Annotated in this window: 16 protein-coding genes; 5 read left to right on the top strand and 11 right to left on the bottom strand. The window is 70.6% G+C overall.

The genetic code is table 11. From position 1 onward, the window contains the following. Positions 1-178 precede the first annotated feature (178 nt). Positions 179-892 carry a nitroreductase gene (locus NS331_RS01270; protein WP_058640211.1) on the bottom strand — a complete coding sequence of 238 codons (714 nt, stop codon included), beginning with the start codon at positions 890-892 and terminating at the stop codon, positions 179-181. 192 nt (positions 893-1084) lie between these two features. Between NS331_RS01270 and NS331_RS01265 the strand changes: the two genes are divergently transcribed. The 3 genes from NS331_RS01265 (at position 1085) to NS331_RS27415 (ending at position 4285) form a co-directional block, all read left to right on the top strand. Further along, complete coding sequence (locus NS331_RS01265) at positions 1085-2473, top strand: GntP family permease (RefSeq protein WP_058640210.1); 1389 nt, start codon at positions 1085-1087, stop codon at positions 2471-2473. A 242-nt stretch (positions 2474-2715) separates the two neighbouring features. Continuing rightward, positions 2716-3087, top strand: coding sequence for a hypothetical protein (locus NS331_RS01260; RefSeq protein WP_058640209.1), 372 nt, complete (start codon positions 2716-2718; stop codon positions 3085-3087). A 196-nt stretch (positions 3088-3283) separates the two neighbouring features. Continuing rightward, complete coding sequence (locus tag NS331_RS27415) at positions 3284-4285, top strand: GFA family protein (protein ID WP_345940331.1); 1002 nt, start codon at positions 3284-3286, stop codon at positions 4283-4285. 51 nt (positions 4286-4336) lie between these two features. Here the strand turns inward: NS331_RS27415 and NS331_RS01250 are convergent, their stop codons facing one another. From NS331_RS01250 to NS331_RS01230, 5 genes are all read right to left on the bottom strand, one after another. Beyond that, complete coding sequence (locus tag NS331_RS01250) at positions 4337-5206, bottom strand: ChbG/HpnK family deacetylase (RefSeq protein ID WP_058640207.1); 870 nt, start codon at positions 5204-5206, stop codon at positions 4337-4339. After that, the gene (locus NS331_RS01245) at positions 5203-6858 is read right to left on the bottom strand and encodes an ArnT family glycosyltransferase (RefSeq protein WP_058640206.1); all 1656 of its coding nucleotides are present in this window, start codon (positions 6856-6858) and stop codon (positions 5203-5205) included. The genes NS331_RS01250 and NS331_RS01245 overlap by 4 nt, the downstream gene beginning before the upstream one ends. Then, a complete protein-coding gene (locus NS331_RS01240) occupies positions 6855-7886 on the bottom strand; it encodes a glycosyltransferase family 2 protein (protein WP_082702172.1) in 1032 nt (343 codons plus the stop codon). The genes NS331_RS01245 and NS331_RS01240 overlap by 4 nt, the downstream gene beginning before the upstream one ends. Continuing rightward, entirely contained in the window at positions 7883-8488 is a 606-nt protein-coding gene (locus tag NS331_RS01235) for a phosphatase PAP2 family protein (protein WP_058640205.1), read from the bottom strand. The genes NS331_RS01240 and NS331_RS01235 overlap by 4 nt, the downstream gene beginning before the upstream one ends. A gap of 186 nt (positions 8489-8674) precedes the next feature. Next, positions 8675-9658 (bottom strand): tripartite tricarboxylate transporter substrate binding protein, encoded by a 984-nt coding sequence (locus NS331_RS01230; protein WP_082702171.1) that lies wholly within the window; start codon positions 9656-9658, stop codon positions 8675-8677. 129 nt (positions 9659-9787) lie between these two features. Between NS331_RS01230 and NS331_RS01225 the strand changes: the two genes are divergently transcribed. Continuing rightward, on the top strand, positions 9788-10183 hold the full coding sequence (locus NS331_RS01225; protein WP_058640203.1) for a tautomerase family protein: 396 nt from the start codon (positions 9788-9790) through the stop codon (positions 10181-10183). Between the two features lie 94 nt (positions 10184-10277). Here the strand turns inward: NS331_RS01225 and NS331_RS01220 are convergent, their stop codons facing one another. The 4 genes from NS331_RS01220 to NS331_RS01205 form a co-directional block, all read right to left on the bottom strand. Further along, complete coding sequence (locus tag NS331_RS01220; RefSeq protein WP_058640202.1) at positions 10278-11273, bottom strand: Bug family tripartite tricarboxylate transporter substrate binding protein; 996 nt, start codon at positions 11271-11273, stop codon at positions 10278-10280. A 73-nt stretch (positions 11274-11346) separates the two neighbouring features. Beyond that, entirely contained in the window at positions 11347-12234 is an 888-nt protein-coding gene (locus NS331_RS01215) for an isocitrate lyase/PEP mutase family protein (protein ID WP_058640201.1), read from the bottom strand. An 87-nt stretch (positions 12235-12321) separates the two neighbouring features. Further along, positions 12322-12858 (bottom strand): 3-isopropylmalate dehydratase small subunit, encoded by a 537-nt coding sequence (locus NS331_RS01210; RefSeq protein WP_058640200.1) that lies wholly within the window; start codon positions 12856-12858, stop codon positions 12322-12324. Next, positions 12855-14144, bottom strand: a complete 1290-nt coding sequence (locus NS331_RS01205) for a 3-isopropylmalate dehydratase large subunit (protein ID WP_058640199.1) — start codon at positions 14142-14144, stop codon at positions 12855-12857. Before NS331_RS01205 ends, NS331_RS01210 begins: the two co-directional genes overlap by 4 nt. Before the next feature lie 208 nt (positions 14145-14352). Between NS331_RS01205 and NS331_RS01200 the strand changes: the two genes are divergently transcribed. Continuing rightward, positions 14353-15150 carry an IclR family transcriptional regulator gene (locus tag NS331_RS01200; RefSeq protein ID WP_058640198.1) on the top strand — a complete coding sequence of 266 codons (798 nt, stop codon included), beginning with the start codon at positions 14353-14355 and terminating at the stop codon, positions 15148-15150. A 122-nt stretch (positions 15151-15272) separates the two neighbouring features. On the opposite strand, the gene NS331_RS01195 is transcribed toward NS331_RS01200, so the two are convergent. Next, positions 15273-16211: an IS481 family transposase gene (locus NS331_RS01195; RefSeq protein WP_058640197.1), complete on the bottom strand. Its 939-nt coding sequence runs from the start codon at positions 16209-16211 to the stop codon at positions 15273-15275. Positions 16212-16272: the final 61 nt, after the last annotated feature.

The raw sequence follows: 16272 nt of genomic DNA, 5'->3' as shown, positions 1-16272 counted from the left end.
AGATGGTTGCAAACCCAGTCTATTTGTATTCAGATGTTTCTTGTGTCGCTAAAGTGTTTTTCTCGGACTAAGTGTCCGTTGGTTGACAAATGTCTACAAACAATGCGCACAGTCGCAGGCGCCTGCGTCGCGCGCGTCGAGCGGGGGGCCTTGGCGGGTGCCGGCGCCGCGGCGCTGCTCAGTCGTCCACCCAGGTGACGACCTCTTCCAGCCCGGCCCGCGTCGTGCGGAAGCCGTTGGCGGGATGGGCGTCGTCGGCCAGCCCGAAGGAAATGCCGCACACGACGCGCCGGTCATCCGGCAGGTCGAAATGCGCCCGCAGCACGTCGGCGCGCGAGGCCAGGGCCGCCTGTGGCACCGTCGCCACACCGAGGCTGGTGGCGGCCAGCATGAAATTGGACACGTAGGCCCCGCAGTCCACGGCGCCATAGACGCCCAGGGCCTCGTCCGAGGTGACGATGGCCACGTGCGGCGCGCCGAAGAAACGAAAGTTCTCCAGCGCCTGACGGGCCGAGGCCTCGCGGTCGCCCTTGGCCACGCCCACGGCGTCGTACAGGGCCAGCCCGCATTCGCGCCGACGGGCCTGGTAGGCGCCGTGGTATTCGCGCGGCCAGGGATAGTCCGGCGCCGGTGGCCGGTGTTGGGCGGCCAGCAGCGCGTTGCTCAGGCGTGAGGTGGCTTCCCCGCTGACCACGATCACCTGCCAAGGCTGGGCGTTGCACCAGGAGGCGGTGCGCTGCGCCAGCTGCAGGATCTGCGCGATGGTGCCGTGGGCCAGCGGCTGCGGCCGGAAGGCGCGGCAGCTGTAGCGCTGGTCCAGGATCGTCTGCAGGGCGGCGAAGGACGAGGCGTCGTCGGGTCCGCCGACGGCGGAAGGGGCGTCGAGAGGCATGGGCAGTACAGAAGGGGTTGGCGAAGGCGGCCGGGCGGCACAGTGGCGGCGCGGCCATGTCGAAGTCAAGCGCCATGGTGCGCGAAAACGCCGCGTGCTGCAGCGGGGCATGCCAGGGGGCTCGGGCGTGCAGCGCCGCGCGCGCGGGGCGGACGTGCGAGCATCGACCCCCCCGCCACGACCCCGACACCCATGACCGCCAGCGACATCCAGCTCCTCCTCACCGCCCTTGCCAGCGTCGTCGCGCTGGTGTTCCTGATCGTGGCGCGGCCGCGGCTGCATCCCTTGCTGGCCCTGCTGCTGGTGTCGCTGGGCACGGGCCTGGCCACCGGCATGCCGCTGGACAAGCTGGTGCATGCCGTGGCCAACGGAGCCGGCAAGACGCTCGGCGCGGTGGGGCTGGTGGTGGCGCTGGGCGCCATGCTGGGCAAGGTGCTGGCACAGGCCGGCGTCACTGACACGCTGGCCAACGCCATTCTGCGGCGCGCCTCGCCTCGGGTGCTGCCCTGGGCCATGGCGGGCGTGGCCTTCATCATCGGCATCCCGATGTTCTTCGAGGTGGGCCTGGTGATCCTGCTGCCGCTGATCTTCGGCGTGGCGCGCAAGCTGGAGGCGCGCGGCGAAGGCCGCGGCTCGGCCTACGTCTACGTGGGCGTGCCCGTCATCGCCGCGCTGGCGGCCATGCACGGCATGGTGCCGCCGCACCCCGGGCCGCTGACGGCCATCGCCACGCTGGGCACCAGCGTGGGCGCGACCATGCTCTACGGCTTCATCGCCGCCGTGCCGGCCATCGTGCTGGCCGGGCCGCTCTATGCGCTGTTCATCGCGCCGCGCATGACGGTGCGGCCCGACGATGCGCTGCTGGCGCAGTACGCCTCGGCGGACGACACGGCCGCGCCGGCCGCCCACCGCACGCCGCCCGGCCTGGGCCTCGGCGTGGTCGTCGCGCTGGCGCCGGCCCTGCTCATGCTGTGCCATGCCGTGGCCGAGGTGCTGCTGCCCAAGGGCTCGGCCGTGCTGCATGTGGCGGCCTTCGTGGGCCATCCCATCGTCGCGATGCTGCTCGGCGTGGTGCTGGCGATGGTGGCGCTGCGGCCGGACGAGCCGGCCGCCGTGCGCAAGGCGCTGGGCGACAGCGTCAAGCCCATTGCCGGCGTGCTGCTCATCATTGCCGGCGGCGGTGCCTTCCAGCAGGTGCTGACCGACGCGAAGGTCGGCGACGCCATCGTTCACATGAGCCAGCAGCTGGCCCTGTCGCCGCTGCTGCTGGGCTGGCTGATCGCCATGCTGCTGTCGGTATCCACCGGTTCGGCCACCGTGGGCGTGGTAGGCGCGGCCGGCCTGCTGGCGCCGCTGGGCGCGGCCGAGCCCACGCTCAACCTGCCGCTGCTGGCGCTGTCCATCGGCTGCGGCTCGCTCTTCTTCAACTATGCCAACCATGCCGGTTTCTGGCTGGTGAAGGAGTCCTTCGGCATGAGCATGGGCGAGGCCACCAAGACCATTTCGGTGGTGCAGTCCATCGTGGCGCTGGTGGGGCTGGGCATGGTGCTGCTGCTGAACCTGCTGCCGCGGCTGGCCTGAGCGGCCGGGCGGCTTGGCGATTCCCTGCCTCGGGCAGCCGCCGGCATCTGCCGGCGCTTCGCACATCGGCGACGAATCTTCAGGAACCGTCGCGCGCCCGCCGCACGTTGGCCGCGGACGGAGGGACCGCCTGCGCGGCAAGGCCGTCGCTGCGGACAATCTTCCACGGCCCGCTGGCAGGGCCGAAGGGAGTTGCCGTGACGTCATCGAGTGCCGTCGATTGGAGGGGGTGGTTCTGGACCGTGCTCAGGCTGCTGTGCGTGTTGGTGATGTCGTGCGTGCCACTTCCGGCTTTCGTGCTGGTGGTTAACTCGCTCTTCGCGGCGCCGCTGGAGGCACCCACCTGGTTGTTCGCGGCGGCCTGGTGCTGCTACGCCGGGCTGTGTGTGCAGTGGGTTCGCGGCCGGCCGCTGTGTGGCCGTCTGCTGGCCGGCGGATGGCTGTCGCTGGCCTCCTTCTTGGCGCTCGCCGTCGTTCCGCCGGCTGCGATCCCGGTGAAGGACCAGTTGTGGGGCGCCTTGTTCTTTCTGTTTTTCGGCGCAGGTCCGCTGCTGATGTCGCTCTACTTCACGGTGCGCTGGCTGATGGCGCGCGGCCGCCGTCCGGCCGACTGACGGCCGGGCACTCGCCCGTCCGACGCCCGCCGCACCACGGGTTTTCCGGTGCTTGGGACTTCGGTGACGAAACTACAGGAAGCGTCGTGTCTCGGCTGCACGTTGACCGCAGAAAGCATGTTCGCAGTGCGGGGCGCGGCAGTCGCTGCGGACAATCTCCCGCGGCCCCTTTTTGGCGGGTCCAAGGGGAGCTTCCATGACGTCGTCGACTGCCACCGGCTGGAAGGTGTGGTGCTGGCCCTTGCTCCGGCTGATCTGCGTGATCTGCCTTTCCTGCCTGCCCTTTCCGACCTTCGTGCCAGCCATCCTGGCGCTCGTCGAAGAGCCTCGCAGTCTCCACACCTGGCTGTTCCTCGTCACCTGGCTGTTCTATGCGGCGCTTTGCGTACGGTGGATCCTGGGGCGATCCGTGTCTGGTGTCCTGCTCGCGGGGGGCTGGCTGTCCTGGCTCGGCTTCTGGAGCCTGCTCTTCGTTCGGATGGACTTGACGTGGAAAGTCTTTTTTGACGGGTTGTATGTGATCGCCATCGTTGGCGCCGGGCCCCTGCTGCTGGCCCTCTATTTCACCTTGAGGTGGGTCGTGGCACAGGTCGGGGGCGCCTACCGCGGACGGCGTGGCGGTCGCCTGTCCGACGGCCTTCGCGCGATACGCGCTCCATCATCCCGGACAGCTATGTGCAGCGGCAACATTGCCGCGCGCCATCCGAATCCAGACACCCCGGAGCTTCCCATGCATCTCGAAGGTTCCTGCCACTGCGGCCGCGTCCGCTTCAGCGTCGAATCGACGGAGCCGGTGCCCTTCATGCGCTGCTACTGCTCGATCTGCCGCAAGACGGCCGGCACGGGCGGCTATGCCATCAACCTGGGTGCGGACAAACGCACCTTCACGCTGCACAGCGGCCAGGACGATCTGCGCGTGTACCGCGCCATGCTGGACGGAAAGGAGAGCAGCGGCCAGCGCCACTTCTGCGGCCACTGCGGCACGGCGCTCTGGCTGTACGACGACAGCTGGCCGGAGCTGATCCATCCGCATGCCGGCGCCATCGACACGCCGTTGCCTGTGCCGCCGGACCACGTGCACATGATGCTGGACTCGAAGGCGCCCTGGGTGCAGGTGGAAGGGCAGCCGGACGATGCGCGCTTCGAACACTATCCCCAGGAATCCCTGGCGCAGTGGCATCGGCGGCATGGGCTTTGAGAAGGTGTGAACGGCCACGCCGGAGTCATTCACACCTTCTGACGCGACCTTTCAGCCGCAGGCCAGCCGGTGCGGCGCCGCCAGCTGCACGCCCCAGCGCCGGGCCACCTGGGCCGGGTCGAGCGCGCACAGTGCCGCGTACTCGTGCTGGCGCGCCGCGGCGATGCCGTCGTCGGGCGTGCTGTCCACCGCCGGATGGCACATCAGCACGTCGCCGTCGCGGCATTGCCGCAGCCAGGCGTCCAGCGACGCGGCATAGGCCTGCGCATCACGATCGAAGCCATACACGCCCAGCAGCCGGCCGCTGAGCGCCAGCCCCGCGCGCTTGGCCAGCCGGCGGTTGCCCCAGCCGCCCAGCCCATGGATCACGCGCTGCTTCAATGCCACCGCACCCACCGCCGGACCGGGCCGGGTGCCGCGCAGCCACGGCAGGTCGCGGCCGTAGCGCGCCTGCAGCAGCTCGGCCAAGGTCTCGCGCACGCCCGGCAGCTGGTGCACGTGACGGTGGCCGTCGACGTGGCTGGGTGCGCGGCCCATGGCGTCCTCGAAACGGTCGAGCTGCTCGCGCAGGATGGGGCGCCAGTAGGCGCTGCCGCGCGGCAGCAGCATGGCGCGCAGCGCCAGGCCGGCCAGGCTGGCCTCCAGCGCCGAGCCGTCCACGCAGGTCAGGTCGATGTGCAGGCCGGCATCCACCTGGGTGGGCGGCTGGTCGCGCAGCAGGGCCGCGTCCGCCGTCCAGGCCTGGCGCAGCACCATGGCGCTGGTGGCGGTCACCATGCCCTGTTCGATCAGCTGCAGGATGGCGCGGTCGATGCCGGGGGACAGGCCGTAGTCGTCGGCGCAGATGCACAGGCGGCGCAGCGGTGCCGTTTCTGCGGCGGCGCTGTTCGCGGCGCCGGGCGCTCGCGTGTCGTCGCTCATGGCGCCCCCGTCCAGGCCGGCAGGGCGCCGCGCGTCATGTCCCGGGCCAGGCAGTCGGCACCGTCGCTGGGGTGGGCGTCGTGGCGCCAGACGGCGATCTCGGTGCCGAAGGTCACCAGGTCCATGCCCAGCACCCAGGGTGCGATCAGCTGTGCATTGGAGGGGCCGATGACCCAGGTGCGCCCCGTGCCGCCGCCGCCACTGCAGACCTGGGCCGGCTGGGCCGCGATGGGCTGCAGCCAGCGGGCGCGGGCCTCGGGCTCGAAGTCGCCGGCGTCGGCCAGTTCCTTGCGCCAGTTGTCGCTGGCCTGGGCCACGGCGGGCCGCCAGTCGCCGGCCACCACCACCGGCCCATGCAGGCGCCAGTAGAAGGGCAGCTCGTAGTAATAGCGGTCCAGCATCACCACCCGGTCGCCGGGCGCGACGGCCTGGCCGGCCGGCAGCCGCAGCCGGGCATCGGGCGGGGTCCCGACATGGCCGGCCACCAGCACCGCCGCCACGCAGAGCGCGGCCGCCACGCCGCCGGTGGCGGCCAGCGCGCGGATGGGACGACGGGTGCGCGTCTCGCCCAGGTCCTGCGCGGCCGGGTCCGGCGCGCGCAGCGCCCGCGCCAGGCCGCCCGCCACCAGCGCGGCCAGCGGCGGCAGCGCCGGCAGCACGTAGCCCACCAGCTTGGACCGCGGCAGCGAGAAGAAGACGACGATCACGCCCAGCCACGCCCCCATGAGCAGGCGCACCGCCCGGTCGTCGGAGGACGGGGTCACGCCGTCCGCGGCCGGGCGCCGCAGCCAGCCCAGCAGCCAGGGCGTCCAGGGCAGGCACAGGCCCAGGATCACCGGCAGGTAGAACCACAGCGGATGCTGGTTGTTGAAGCCGCTGTCGGCAAAGCGGCGGAAATGCTGCGTGATGACGAAGTAGTCGAAGAACTGCGCATAGCGCAGCTGCATGGCCACGAACCACGGCCCGGCGATGGCCAGCATCAGGAGCCAGCCCGGCCACCAGGCGGCCAGCCGCAGGGCGGTGCGCCCGCGGCGCGCCAGCAGCGCCCACAGCACGATGACCGCGCCGGGCAGCACCAGGCCGATCAGCCCCTTGGCCAGCAGGCCGAGGGCCGCACCCGCGAAGGCGCCGGCCAGCGGCAGGCGCCAGGGCGCGCCGGCGTCGCGGCGCAGCAGCGCGTCGGCCGCGCAGGCGATGGTGGCGGAGATGCAGCCGGCCACCAGCATGTCCAGGTTGGCGAACTGGGCGCCGACGAAGAAGAAGGGGCAGGTGCACAGGATCAGCGCCGACCAGCGCGCTTGCCGCGCATCCCCATGCCGCCGCAAAAAGGCATAGAGCGCCGCCGCCGCCAGCCAGGCGCCCAGCACCGAGGGCAGCCGCGCCGCCCACTCGTGCACGCCGAAGACGCGCATGGCGCCGCCGGCGATCCAGTAGAAGAGCGGCGGCTTGTGGAAGAAGGGCAGGCCGTCGAGCCGCGGCACGATCCAGTCGCCCGACTGCAGCATGGCATGGGCCACGCCGGCATAGCGGCCCTCGTCGGGCGCCGTCAGCGGCCGCAGCCCGGCCGTGAGGGCGAGCCAGAGGCCCGCCAGCAGAAGAAACACCGAATCGCCACGCTGCCAGCTGCCGCGCGCCTGCGCGGCGAGGCTCACGGGCCCGGCTCCGACAGGCCGCTGCCGTGCTCCTCGCGCACCAGGAACAGGGGGCGCGCCTTCACTTCCTCGAAGATGCGGCCCACGTATTCACCCACGATGCCCACGGACACCAGCTGGATGCCCATGAAGAACATCAGGCTCACCACGATGGTGGACCAGCCGGGCACGTCGCTGCCCGAGATGAAGTGGTCCAGCACCAGGTAGACGCCATAGCCCAGTGCCGGAATCGCGAGCAGCAGCCCGATCACGCTGATGAGCCGCAGCGGCCAGGTGGTGAAGGCGGTGATGCCGTCCAGCGCCAGGTGCAGCAGCCGCAGCGCGCCGAAGCGGCTCTCGCCCTCGGCGCGCGGGGCGGGCGTGTAGGGCAGGGCCACGGTCTTGAAGCCGACCCAGGCGTACAGCCCCTTCATGAAGCGGTTGCGCTCGGGCAGGGCGAGCAGGGCGTCGACCACCTTGCGGTCCATGAGGCGGAAGTCGCCCGCGTCTTCAGGCAGCGGCGTGCGGCTGGAGACGTTGACCAGCCGGTAGAACAGGCTGGTGCCCCAGCGCTTGAGGGCGCTCTCGTCGGCGCGGTTCTCGCGCACGGCGTACACCACCTCGGCGCCGCCGCGCCACTGGGCCACCATCTGGCCGATCAGGTCGGGCGAATGCTGCAGGTCGCCGTCGAGCAGCACCACCGCGTCGCCCTTGGCGGCCTTGAGGCCGGCGCTCAGCGCGGCCTCCTTGCCGAAGTTGCGCGACAGCCGCACCAGGCGGAAGCCGGCCAGCTGGCACCAGGTGCGTGCCACGTCGGCCGTGGCGTCGCTGCTGCCGTCGTCCACCACGATCACCTCCCAGCGCAGGCCGCTGGCCTGCAGCAGCCGCTCCAGCAGGGGCAGCAGCAGCTTGAGGTTGCCGGCTTCGTTGTAGCAGGGGATCACGCAGGACAGCGCGGCCGCATGCCTCGGGATGGGCGGCTGGGCGACGACCTCGTCGTCCGGGACGACCTGGAGGTGCGCGGGGGGGGCGTGCAGGGCGACGCTCATGACAACGGTTCCTGGCGGTGGAGGGCGGCGATGGCGGCCGCCGCGCGGGAGGGCTTGGCGCCGGCCGGCAGGGCGGATTCGCGGGCGGCGCGCAGGTGGCGCAGCGCGGCCAGGAATGCGGCCAGCAGGAGGGCGGCGAGCAGGAAGCCTCCTACAACGTCCAAGGGGAAGTGCACGCCGACATGAATTCGCGCCCAGCCCGTCGCCAGGGCAGCGCCGGCCGCGACCATGCCCACCTGGCGCAGTCCCGGCCGTGCCAGCAGGCCCAGCGCCACCAGGCTCATGACCGTGGCGTGCGTGCTCGGCAACCCTTCGCTGCCGCCATGGGGCAGGTAGGCCGGCGTCACGCCCAGCATGAAGGGCCGCGGGAAGGCCAGAACCTGGGCCAGTGCATGGGCGACTGGCGCCGCCACCGCGGCGGCGGCCAGCAGGGCCAGCAGGTACGGCCGCTGCCGCGGATGCCGTAAGGCCGCCCATCCCATCAACCCCGCGCTCAGCCACGGGCCGTTGCGCGCCAGGAAGCAAGCGATCGCTAACAACCAGGAATTGGGCGTCGGCCCGGCCGTCATGGCCAGGAACAGGCCCATGTCCGGGCGCATCATGCGGCGCCCCGCCGGCCGGCTTCAGCCGCCCGTTGCTTGCCGCGCGCGGGGCCGGCCGTCTTGAAAATCGGCCCCCTGGCCCTGTCGTTCATCATGCCGGCGCATGCTAGGCAGGCGCCGTGAATCCACCCTGACAGGTCGTTTCAGCCCTGGTTCAGGTGTAGGACGAGGCCGCGACCGGGCGGGCTATTCCTCCTTCATGCCGGTGGCCTTGACCACCGCACCCAGCCGCGCCCGCTCCTCGTCCACGAACTTGACGAAGCTGGCGCGGGTGCCGCCCATCGGCTCGATGCCCATGCCCTTGAGGCGCTGCACGGTGGCCGGGTCCTTCATGGCCTTGTCCACGGCCTCGGCCATCTTGTCCAGGATGGCGGGCGGCGTGCCCGCCGGCGCATGCACGCCGGCCCAGTGGGCGATGCGGATGTCCTTGAAGCCCAGTTCGGCGGCGGTGGGCAGCTCGGGGTAGGCCGAGATGCGCTGCGTCCAGGTGGTGGCCAGGGCCTTGAGCTTGCCGGCCTTGATGTAGGGCAGCACCACGATGCTGGCCTCGGAGGTGGCGTCCACCTGGCCGCTGAGCACCGCGGTGATGGATTCGGAGCCGCTCTTGTAGGGCACCACGTCCAGCTTGGCGCCGTAGTTCTTCTCCAGCAGGCCTTCGACGAAATGCGGCGTGCTGCCCGTGCCGGCGGTGGCGAAGTGCAGGCCCTGGCCCTGCTTGGACTTGTTGACGAAATCGGTCAGGTCCTTGTACGGCGAATTGGCCGGCGCCACGATCACCGAGGGCGCCAGGCCGATCATGGCCACGGGCACCAGGTCGCTGTCCTTGTAGGGCACCTTGCGGATCATGCTGTTGGACACCACGCCCGCCGCGCTGACCAGAAAGGTGTAGCCGTCCGGCGCGCTCTTGGCCACCACGTCGGTGCCCAGCATGGCGCCAGCGCCGGGCTTGTTGTCCACCACGATGGGCTGGCCCAGCGCCTTGGAGGCGCCATCGGCCGCGGCGCGCGCCATCAGGTCGTTGGCGCCGCCGGCCGAGAAGGGCACGACGAAGTGGATGGGCTTGGCGGGCCACTGCGCCTGGGCGCAGGCCGCGCCGGCGGCCAGGGCGAGGGCGGTGAAGGCGCCGGCGAGCAGCACCGGGCGGCGGGAGGGGCGGGGGGACATGGGCATCTCCTGTTTGTGGATTGGTGTGGTTCAGGAACGCGGCCGGGGACCGGTCGGGCATCATGCCAGGGTGCGCCGCACATCAGGATGCGCGCAGGGTCGCCAGCGCGCCGACCCGACCACCGAGGAGACGCCATGCCCTACCTTCAACTGGACGTGAACGGCCGCTACGCCGCCGACAACAAGCAACGCTTGGCCGCCGCGATGAGCCGGACCTACGCGCAAATGATGGAGGTGGACATCCGCCGCATCAGCGTGGCGATCCGCGAACTGGGGGAGGGCGGCCTCTGGCGCATTCCGGAGGTGGGCGGCGAGCCGGTGCCGGTGTCGCTGATGATGCTGGACATCCGCCGCGGCCGCCCTGCCGAGTTGCGGATGGCCGTCGCCAGGGCGCTGTGCGCGCACTGCATCGAGATCCTGGGCCTGCGCAAGGATCGGCTGAACGTCGAGTTCACCCAGCACGACGGCGATGAGATGTACCACCCCACCCTGGGCGGCTTCAGTCCGGACTGGACGCCGGGCGAAGCCTGAAGCAGGACCCGGATCACAGGCCCAAAAAGACAAGCAGCGCGCGGCGCCGGATGCCACGCGCTGCGGGATCCTGCGGCGCCGAAGCGCGCCCGCTTCAGTCCAACTGCAACCCCGCCTCCTGCGCCGCCTTGGGCAGCACGGCCAGTTCGCGCTTGAGCACTTCGGCGAAGGCTTCGGGCGTGTTGCCGCTGGCGGGGGCCACGCCGCCCAGGTCGAGCAGGCGCTGGCGGAAGGCGGGCTCGGCGGTGATCTTGGCGATCTTCTCGCTCAGCAGCTTGACGACGGGTGCGGGCGTCTTGGCCGGGGCCACCACGCCGAACCACACGTCGAAGTCCACGCCGCCGGGCACGCCCTGCTCGGTCAGCGTGGGCACCTCGGGCCACAGCTCCGAGCGGCCCTGGCGCAGCTGGCCGATGGCCTTGAGCTTGCCCGACTGGATGAAGCTGCGCACGTCGCCCGTGCCCAGCAGGCCCCAGGCGACTTCGTTGGCCATCAGCGCCTGCACCAGCGGCGCGCCGCCCTTGTAGGGCACGTGCGTGAAGTTGCCGTTGGCATGGCTGTTGACCGACTCGGACGCCAGGTGCGACAGGCCGCCGGCGCCGGCCGAGCCGTAGGCCATGCCGCCCTTGCCGGCCTTCTTGCCGGCCTCCAGCAGCTCCTTCACGTTCTTGTAGGGCGACTTCTCGGGCACCACCAGCAGCAGCGGCGCCAGCGACACGCGCGCCACCGGCGTGAAGTCCGCGGCCTCGAAGCCGGCTTTCTTGTAGATCACCGGGTTGATGGAGAGCATGCCGGTCAGCGTCATGGCCAGCGAATGGCCGTCGGCCGGGCTCAGCGCCACGTTGTTCATGGCGATGTTGCCGCCGGCGCCGGGACGGTTTTCCACGATCACGGGCTGGCCCAGCTCTTCCTGCAGGCGCGGCTGCAGCGTGCGGGCGGCCACATCGGTGGCGCCGCCGGCCGGATAGGGCACGACCAGGCGGATCGGCTTGGTCGGATAGGCAGCGCCCTGCGCCGAGGCCGTGGCGGCCAGGCCCAGGGACAGGGTGCCTGCCATGACGAGGCGGGCGAGGAAGGTGAAAGTGCGCACGGTGTCTTGCTCCTGAATCGTTCTGTGGGGAAAGGTTGTCGTCGTTGCCGGATTGCAGCCCAGCGTCCGCCGCTCAGCGCGCGGCGCCGGTCTCGTAGTGCGCCTGCCGCGCCTCCAGCGCATGCCAGCCGATCAGCTGCTTGAAGTCGGCCATCGTGGTCTGCGCGAAGGGCAGGTCGTCGAAGTCGCCCGAGCGACGGCGGGCCAGCTCGGCCAGGTTGGCCTGCACGGTGTGCACGGTGGTCAGCAGGCTGGCGATGGGATAGGACGCGAAGGCCGCCACGCTCTCGATCTGGGTGCGGGTGAGCGCCGTCATCCAGGTGCCGGCCATCAGCTGCAGCGACAGGCGGCGGCCGCAGGCCTCGCGTAGCTGCACCAGCTGCTCGTAACTGTTGAAGGTGCGGGAGATGGGCTGGATCAGGTCCGCCCCCGCCTCGGCATAGCGCGCCGCGCGGTCCAGCGCTTCGGCCGGGTCCATGGCGTCGGTGCGCGCGACGATCAGCAGATCGGGGTCGGTGCGCGCATCGAGCGCGGCCTTGATGCGGGCCAGCGCGTCGTTCACCGACACCAGCGTGGACGTGGTGGTGGCGGCCGGGCAGCGCTTGGGGCTGACCTGGTCTTCCAGCTGCAGGGCGGCGGCGCCGGCCTTCTCGAATTCGCGCACGGTGCGGCCCACGTTGAGCACGCTGCCGTAGCCCGTGTCCGCATCCACGAAGATGGGCTTGGTCACCACGTGGGCCATGCGGTCGACCGTGGCCACGTTCTCGCTGAGCGTGTAGAGCTCCATGTCGGGCTGGCCCAGCAGCGCGGCCGAGATGCCGAAGCCGGTGCTGAAGATGCCGTCGAAGTCCGACTGGTCCACCAGCAGGGCCGACAGCGCGTCCTGCGCGCCGCCGAACCACAGGGTGTCGCCGCGGTCGATGCGGGCGCGCAGCGCCTGGCGGGAAGAGGAAGAGGTCATGGCAGGTCTCCGTTCGATGGGGCCGCCGCCCGGTGCAGGCACGGCCAGGGTCGGTGAATGAAAGGGCCGGCGCCGGGGCGGCGCTTCTCAGGCCGCGGGCGCCGTCGCGCCCTTGGCCGCGGCCAGCCGGCGCTGCAGGTAGGGGATGAGCCCGCCGGCTTCGAGCATGCCGCGCTCGGAGGCCGAGAAGGGCTGCAGCGCCAGCACCTGGCCGCTGCGGTGGTTGGTGACCTGGCTGGTCGCCCAGTCCACCGACAGCGTGTCGGCGCGCGCCGTCGCCGCCCGGATGCCCGGGCAGGTGATGAGCGGAAAGCCCATGCTCGTCTCGCCGCGGAAGAAACCCGGCGAGAAGGACTCGGCGATCACCGCCGCGATGCCCAGGTGCCGCATGGCGCGCATGGCCGGGTAGTGCGGATGGCCGTAGCCGAAGTTCTCGCCGCCCACCAGCAGGTCGCCCCGGGCGACGGTGGCCGCGAAGTCCGGCACGTAGTCGGCCATGGCCAGCGCGGCCAATTCCTTCACGTCGGTGATCTTGATGTTGCGCACGCCGACGATGAGGTCGATGTCGTAGTCGTCTTCTTCGAAGACCCAGGCCGCACGGCCGTGCAGGTTGGCGAGGCTCATGCGGCGGCTCCTGCAGAGGCGGCGGCTTCTGCCAGGTAGGGCCGGGGATCGGCGATGCGCCCTTCGAGCGCCGAGGCCGCCACCACCGCGGCATTGCAGATGTAGATCTCCGAATCCACGCTGCCCATGCGGCCGGGCGTGTTGAGCGTGCCGGTGGAAACGGCGCGCTGGCCATCGCTCATGGTCGCGATGCGGCCGAAGCAGTAGTCGCAGCTGGGCGAGCTGAGGAAGGCGCCGGCCTCCACCAGCACCTCGATCAGGCCCTCGCGCGCGGCGGCCGCCATGATGGCCCGGGAGGTCGGCACCACGTGCAGCTGAAAGCCCGGCTGGATGCGCCGGCCGCGCAGCACGTCGGCCGCCACGCGCAGGTCTTCCAGCCGGCCGCTGGCGCAGGAGCCCAGGTAGCCGGTGTGCACCTCCACGCCGGTGTAGTCGGCCAGGTCGCGCGTGTTGGCGGGACTGGGGGGCACCACGACGATGGGTTCGAGCGCGGAGACGTCGATGCGCACCACGCGCTCGTACTCGGCGTCGGCATCGGGGTAGACGGGATCGAGCTGCACCTTGGCGCGGCCCTTCACGTAGTCCAGCGTCTTCGCATCGGGCGCGATCAACATCGTGGTCGCGCCCAGAAACATCGCCTGGCCGCAGATGGTCTGCCGGCCCTCGATGCTCATGGCGTCGATCACCGGGCCGCACAGCTCCACCACCTTGAAGCGGCACGACGCCGGGCCCATCACCCGCACCATGTGGTGGAATACGTCGCGCGCCATGACGCCCGGCTGCAGCGTGCCCGTGAGTTCGACCTTGATCGTGGCCGGCACCGTGAGCGTGAGCGTCTCGGTGGCGAAGGCCTCGACCACGCCCTTGCGCGCGCCGAAGGCGAAGGTGCCGAAGGCGCCCAGCTGGCTCACGTGGCCGTCGAAGTGCACGGCAAAGGCGCCCGGCGTGGCGTAGCCCATCTCGGCCGACACCTGGTGGCCGATGCCTTCGCGCTCCACCACCGGCACGCCCTGCGCCTTGCCCCAGGCGCGGGTGATCTTGTGCAGCTCTTCCTCCTTGGGCGCGGTGGCCGGCACCATGTGGTCGATGAAGAGCACGAAGCGCTCGGGGCTCGTGACCTGCTCGACGCCGAAGTCTTCGCGCGTCTCCTTGAAGAACACGTCGGTGTAGCCGGGAAAGTCGTAGCTGATCACGAAGTCGGGCCGGGCCGTGATTTCTTCGCCGGGGCGCACCTCGGCCCGGCCGCTGGCCCGCGCCAGGATCTTCTCGGTCATCGTCTGGGGCATGGATGTCTCCGCTCGTTGGCATGCGCGATTCCCACCATGTGGCGGTTGCTGCATCGCGCTTGACCCAATTACATTGGCACACAGAGCGCCAGCGTTCAGGTGCAACCCCGATTACTGCCACACTGTGGAAACTGAAAAACGAACTCTCCGCAAGAAGGCCGGCGCGTCGGCGCAGCCTTCAACGCCGACGCAACCCCGCGAGGCGGCCGTGGCCCGCACCGGCACCCAGAGCATCGAGCGCGTGGTCGGCATGCTGCGCGTCGTGGCCTCGCGCGGGCGGCGCGGCATGCGCATCGCCGACGTGGTGACCATGAGCGGCCTGCCCATGTCCACCTGCTTTCGCATGCTGCAGCGGCTGGAGCTGGAAGGCCTGGTGCTGCGCGACCCGCTGACCCGCAAGTACCACCTGGGCCCGCTGCTGCACGAGCTGGGCCTGCTGGCCGAACCCCGCTACCGCCTGAGCGAGCTGTGCGACGCGGCCATGCATGCCATCGCCGAAGAGACGCAGGACACGGTCTACCTGAGCGAGCGGCGCGGTATGGAAGCCATCTGCACCAGCCGCGTGCTGGGCGACTACCCCATCAAGGCGCTGACGCTGGACGTGGGCATCCGCCGGCCCATGGGCGTCGGGGCCGGCGGCCTGGCCATCCTGAGCGCGCTGCCCGCCGCCGACATCGAGCCCATCATCGAAGCCAACGACGCGCGCTACGCCAAGTTCGGCGCCTTTGCGCCCGGCTTCGTGCGCCAGGCCGTGGCCGAGACGCATGCGCGCGGGTATGCCTTTCTGGACAGTGCGGCCACGCCCGGCACTGCGGCGGTGGGGGTGGCCTTTCCGCCGCACAACCCGGTGGCGGCCATCAGCGTCGCGGCCATTTCCAGCCGGTTGGGGGCCAAGCGGCGGGATGAGGTGGCGAAGGTGATTCAGCGGGAGGTGCGGGGGATCTGTGCCCTGCTGCGGGCGGAATCGGCGGGCACCGTGCATGGTCCGCGGGGCGGCCCGCGCTGAGGGACGTTGCCGCCGCTCGAGCGCGTTCGCAGCGCGCCGCTTCGGGGTCATCGAGCCTGGTGCCGAAGAACGTTGAGCGAACCGGCCTCGTCCACGACGCCTTGGACGCGATGGACCCCGGACTAGATGTCGAGTTGCAATAGGTTGTTCCCACAAAGGCGGGAGGCTGGGGGCTTGTGCCCCAGAGCGCAGTGCGGGCGCTCGCAGTTGTAGTAGCGCAGGAAAGCTGGCAACCAGGCGGTGCGCTCGGCACTGTTGGCCCAGGTGCGTCCATAGGCCCATTCGCGCAGACAGGTCTGAATGAAACGCTCGGCCTTGCCGTTGGTCTGGGGGCGGTAAGGCCGGGTGAAGGTGTGCTTGATGCCCAGCGCCTGACAGGTCTTGGCGAACAGCCGCGAGCGATACGCCGAGCCGTTGTCGGTGATCAGCCGCTTGATCTTCACGCCCAGCTGCCCATAGTGCGCCACGGCCGCCAGCAGGAAGCTCACCGCCGAGTCCTTGCGCTCATCAGCATGCATCTGCACGAAGCCCAGGCGGGAATGGTCGTCGATGGCCACGTGGGCGAACTCCCAGCCTGCGCCGTCCACCGAGTCGCGCCGGTTGCCTGTGACGCGGTGGCTGGGCCGCACGATGCGTCCGAGCTTCTTGGTGTCGATGTGCAGAAGCTCACCGGGTGCATCGCGCTCGTAGCGCAGCGGCGCGCTGACAGGATCGAGCGCCTTCAGGCTGGACAGACCCAGGCGGGCGAGCAGCCGGCACACGGTGGGCACGCTGCGCCCGACGATGCGAGCGATCTGCCGCATGGGCATGCGACAGCGGCGAAGCTGTTCGATGCGCTCGCAAAGCTGCGCGTCCAGGCAGGAGCGCGTGCGAGCCGGGCGTGAGCTGCGGTCCAGCAGGCCGCGCTCGCCATGCTGCTCGAAGCGCTGGAGCAACTTGCGTGCGGTGCGCGGGCTGATGCCCGCAGCCTCGGCTGCGGGCATCAGCCCCAGGGTGGCGATGCGCTGGACAAGCAATTTGCGTCCTTCGAAGGTCAATCTGGCATTCTTATGGCTGTTCACTCGGAAGATCCCTCTGGTGACTGAAGCGTGGTAACTCCAGTCTCCCAGACCCTTCCGGGTG

Origin of the sequence: Pseudacidovorax intermedius (assembly GCF_001476815.1) — a bacterium.
Lineage (GTDB): Bacteria > Pseudomonadota > Gammaproteobacteria > Burkholderiales > Burkholderiaceae_C > Xenophilus > Xenophilus intermedius_A.
The sequence above is the reverse complement of the archived record's forward strand: the minus strand, read 5'-3'. Positions and strand labels throughout refer to the sequence as shown.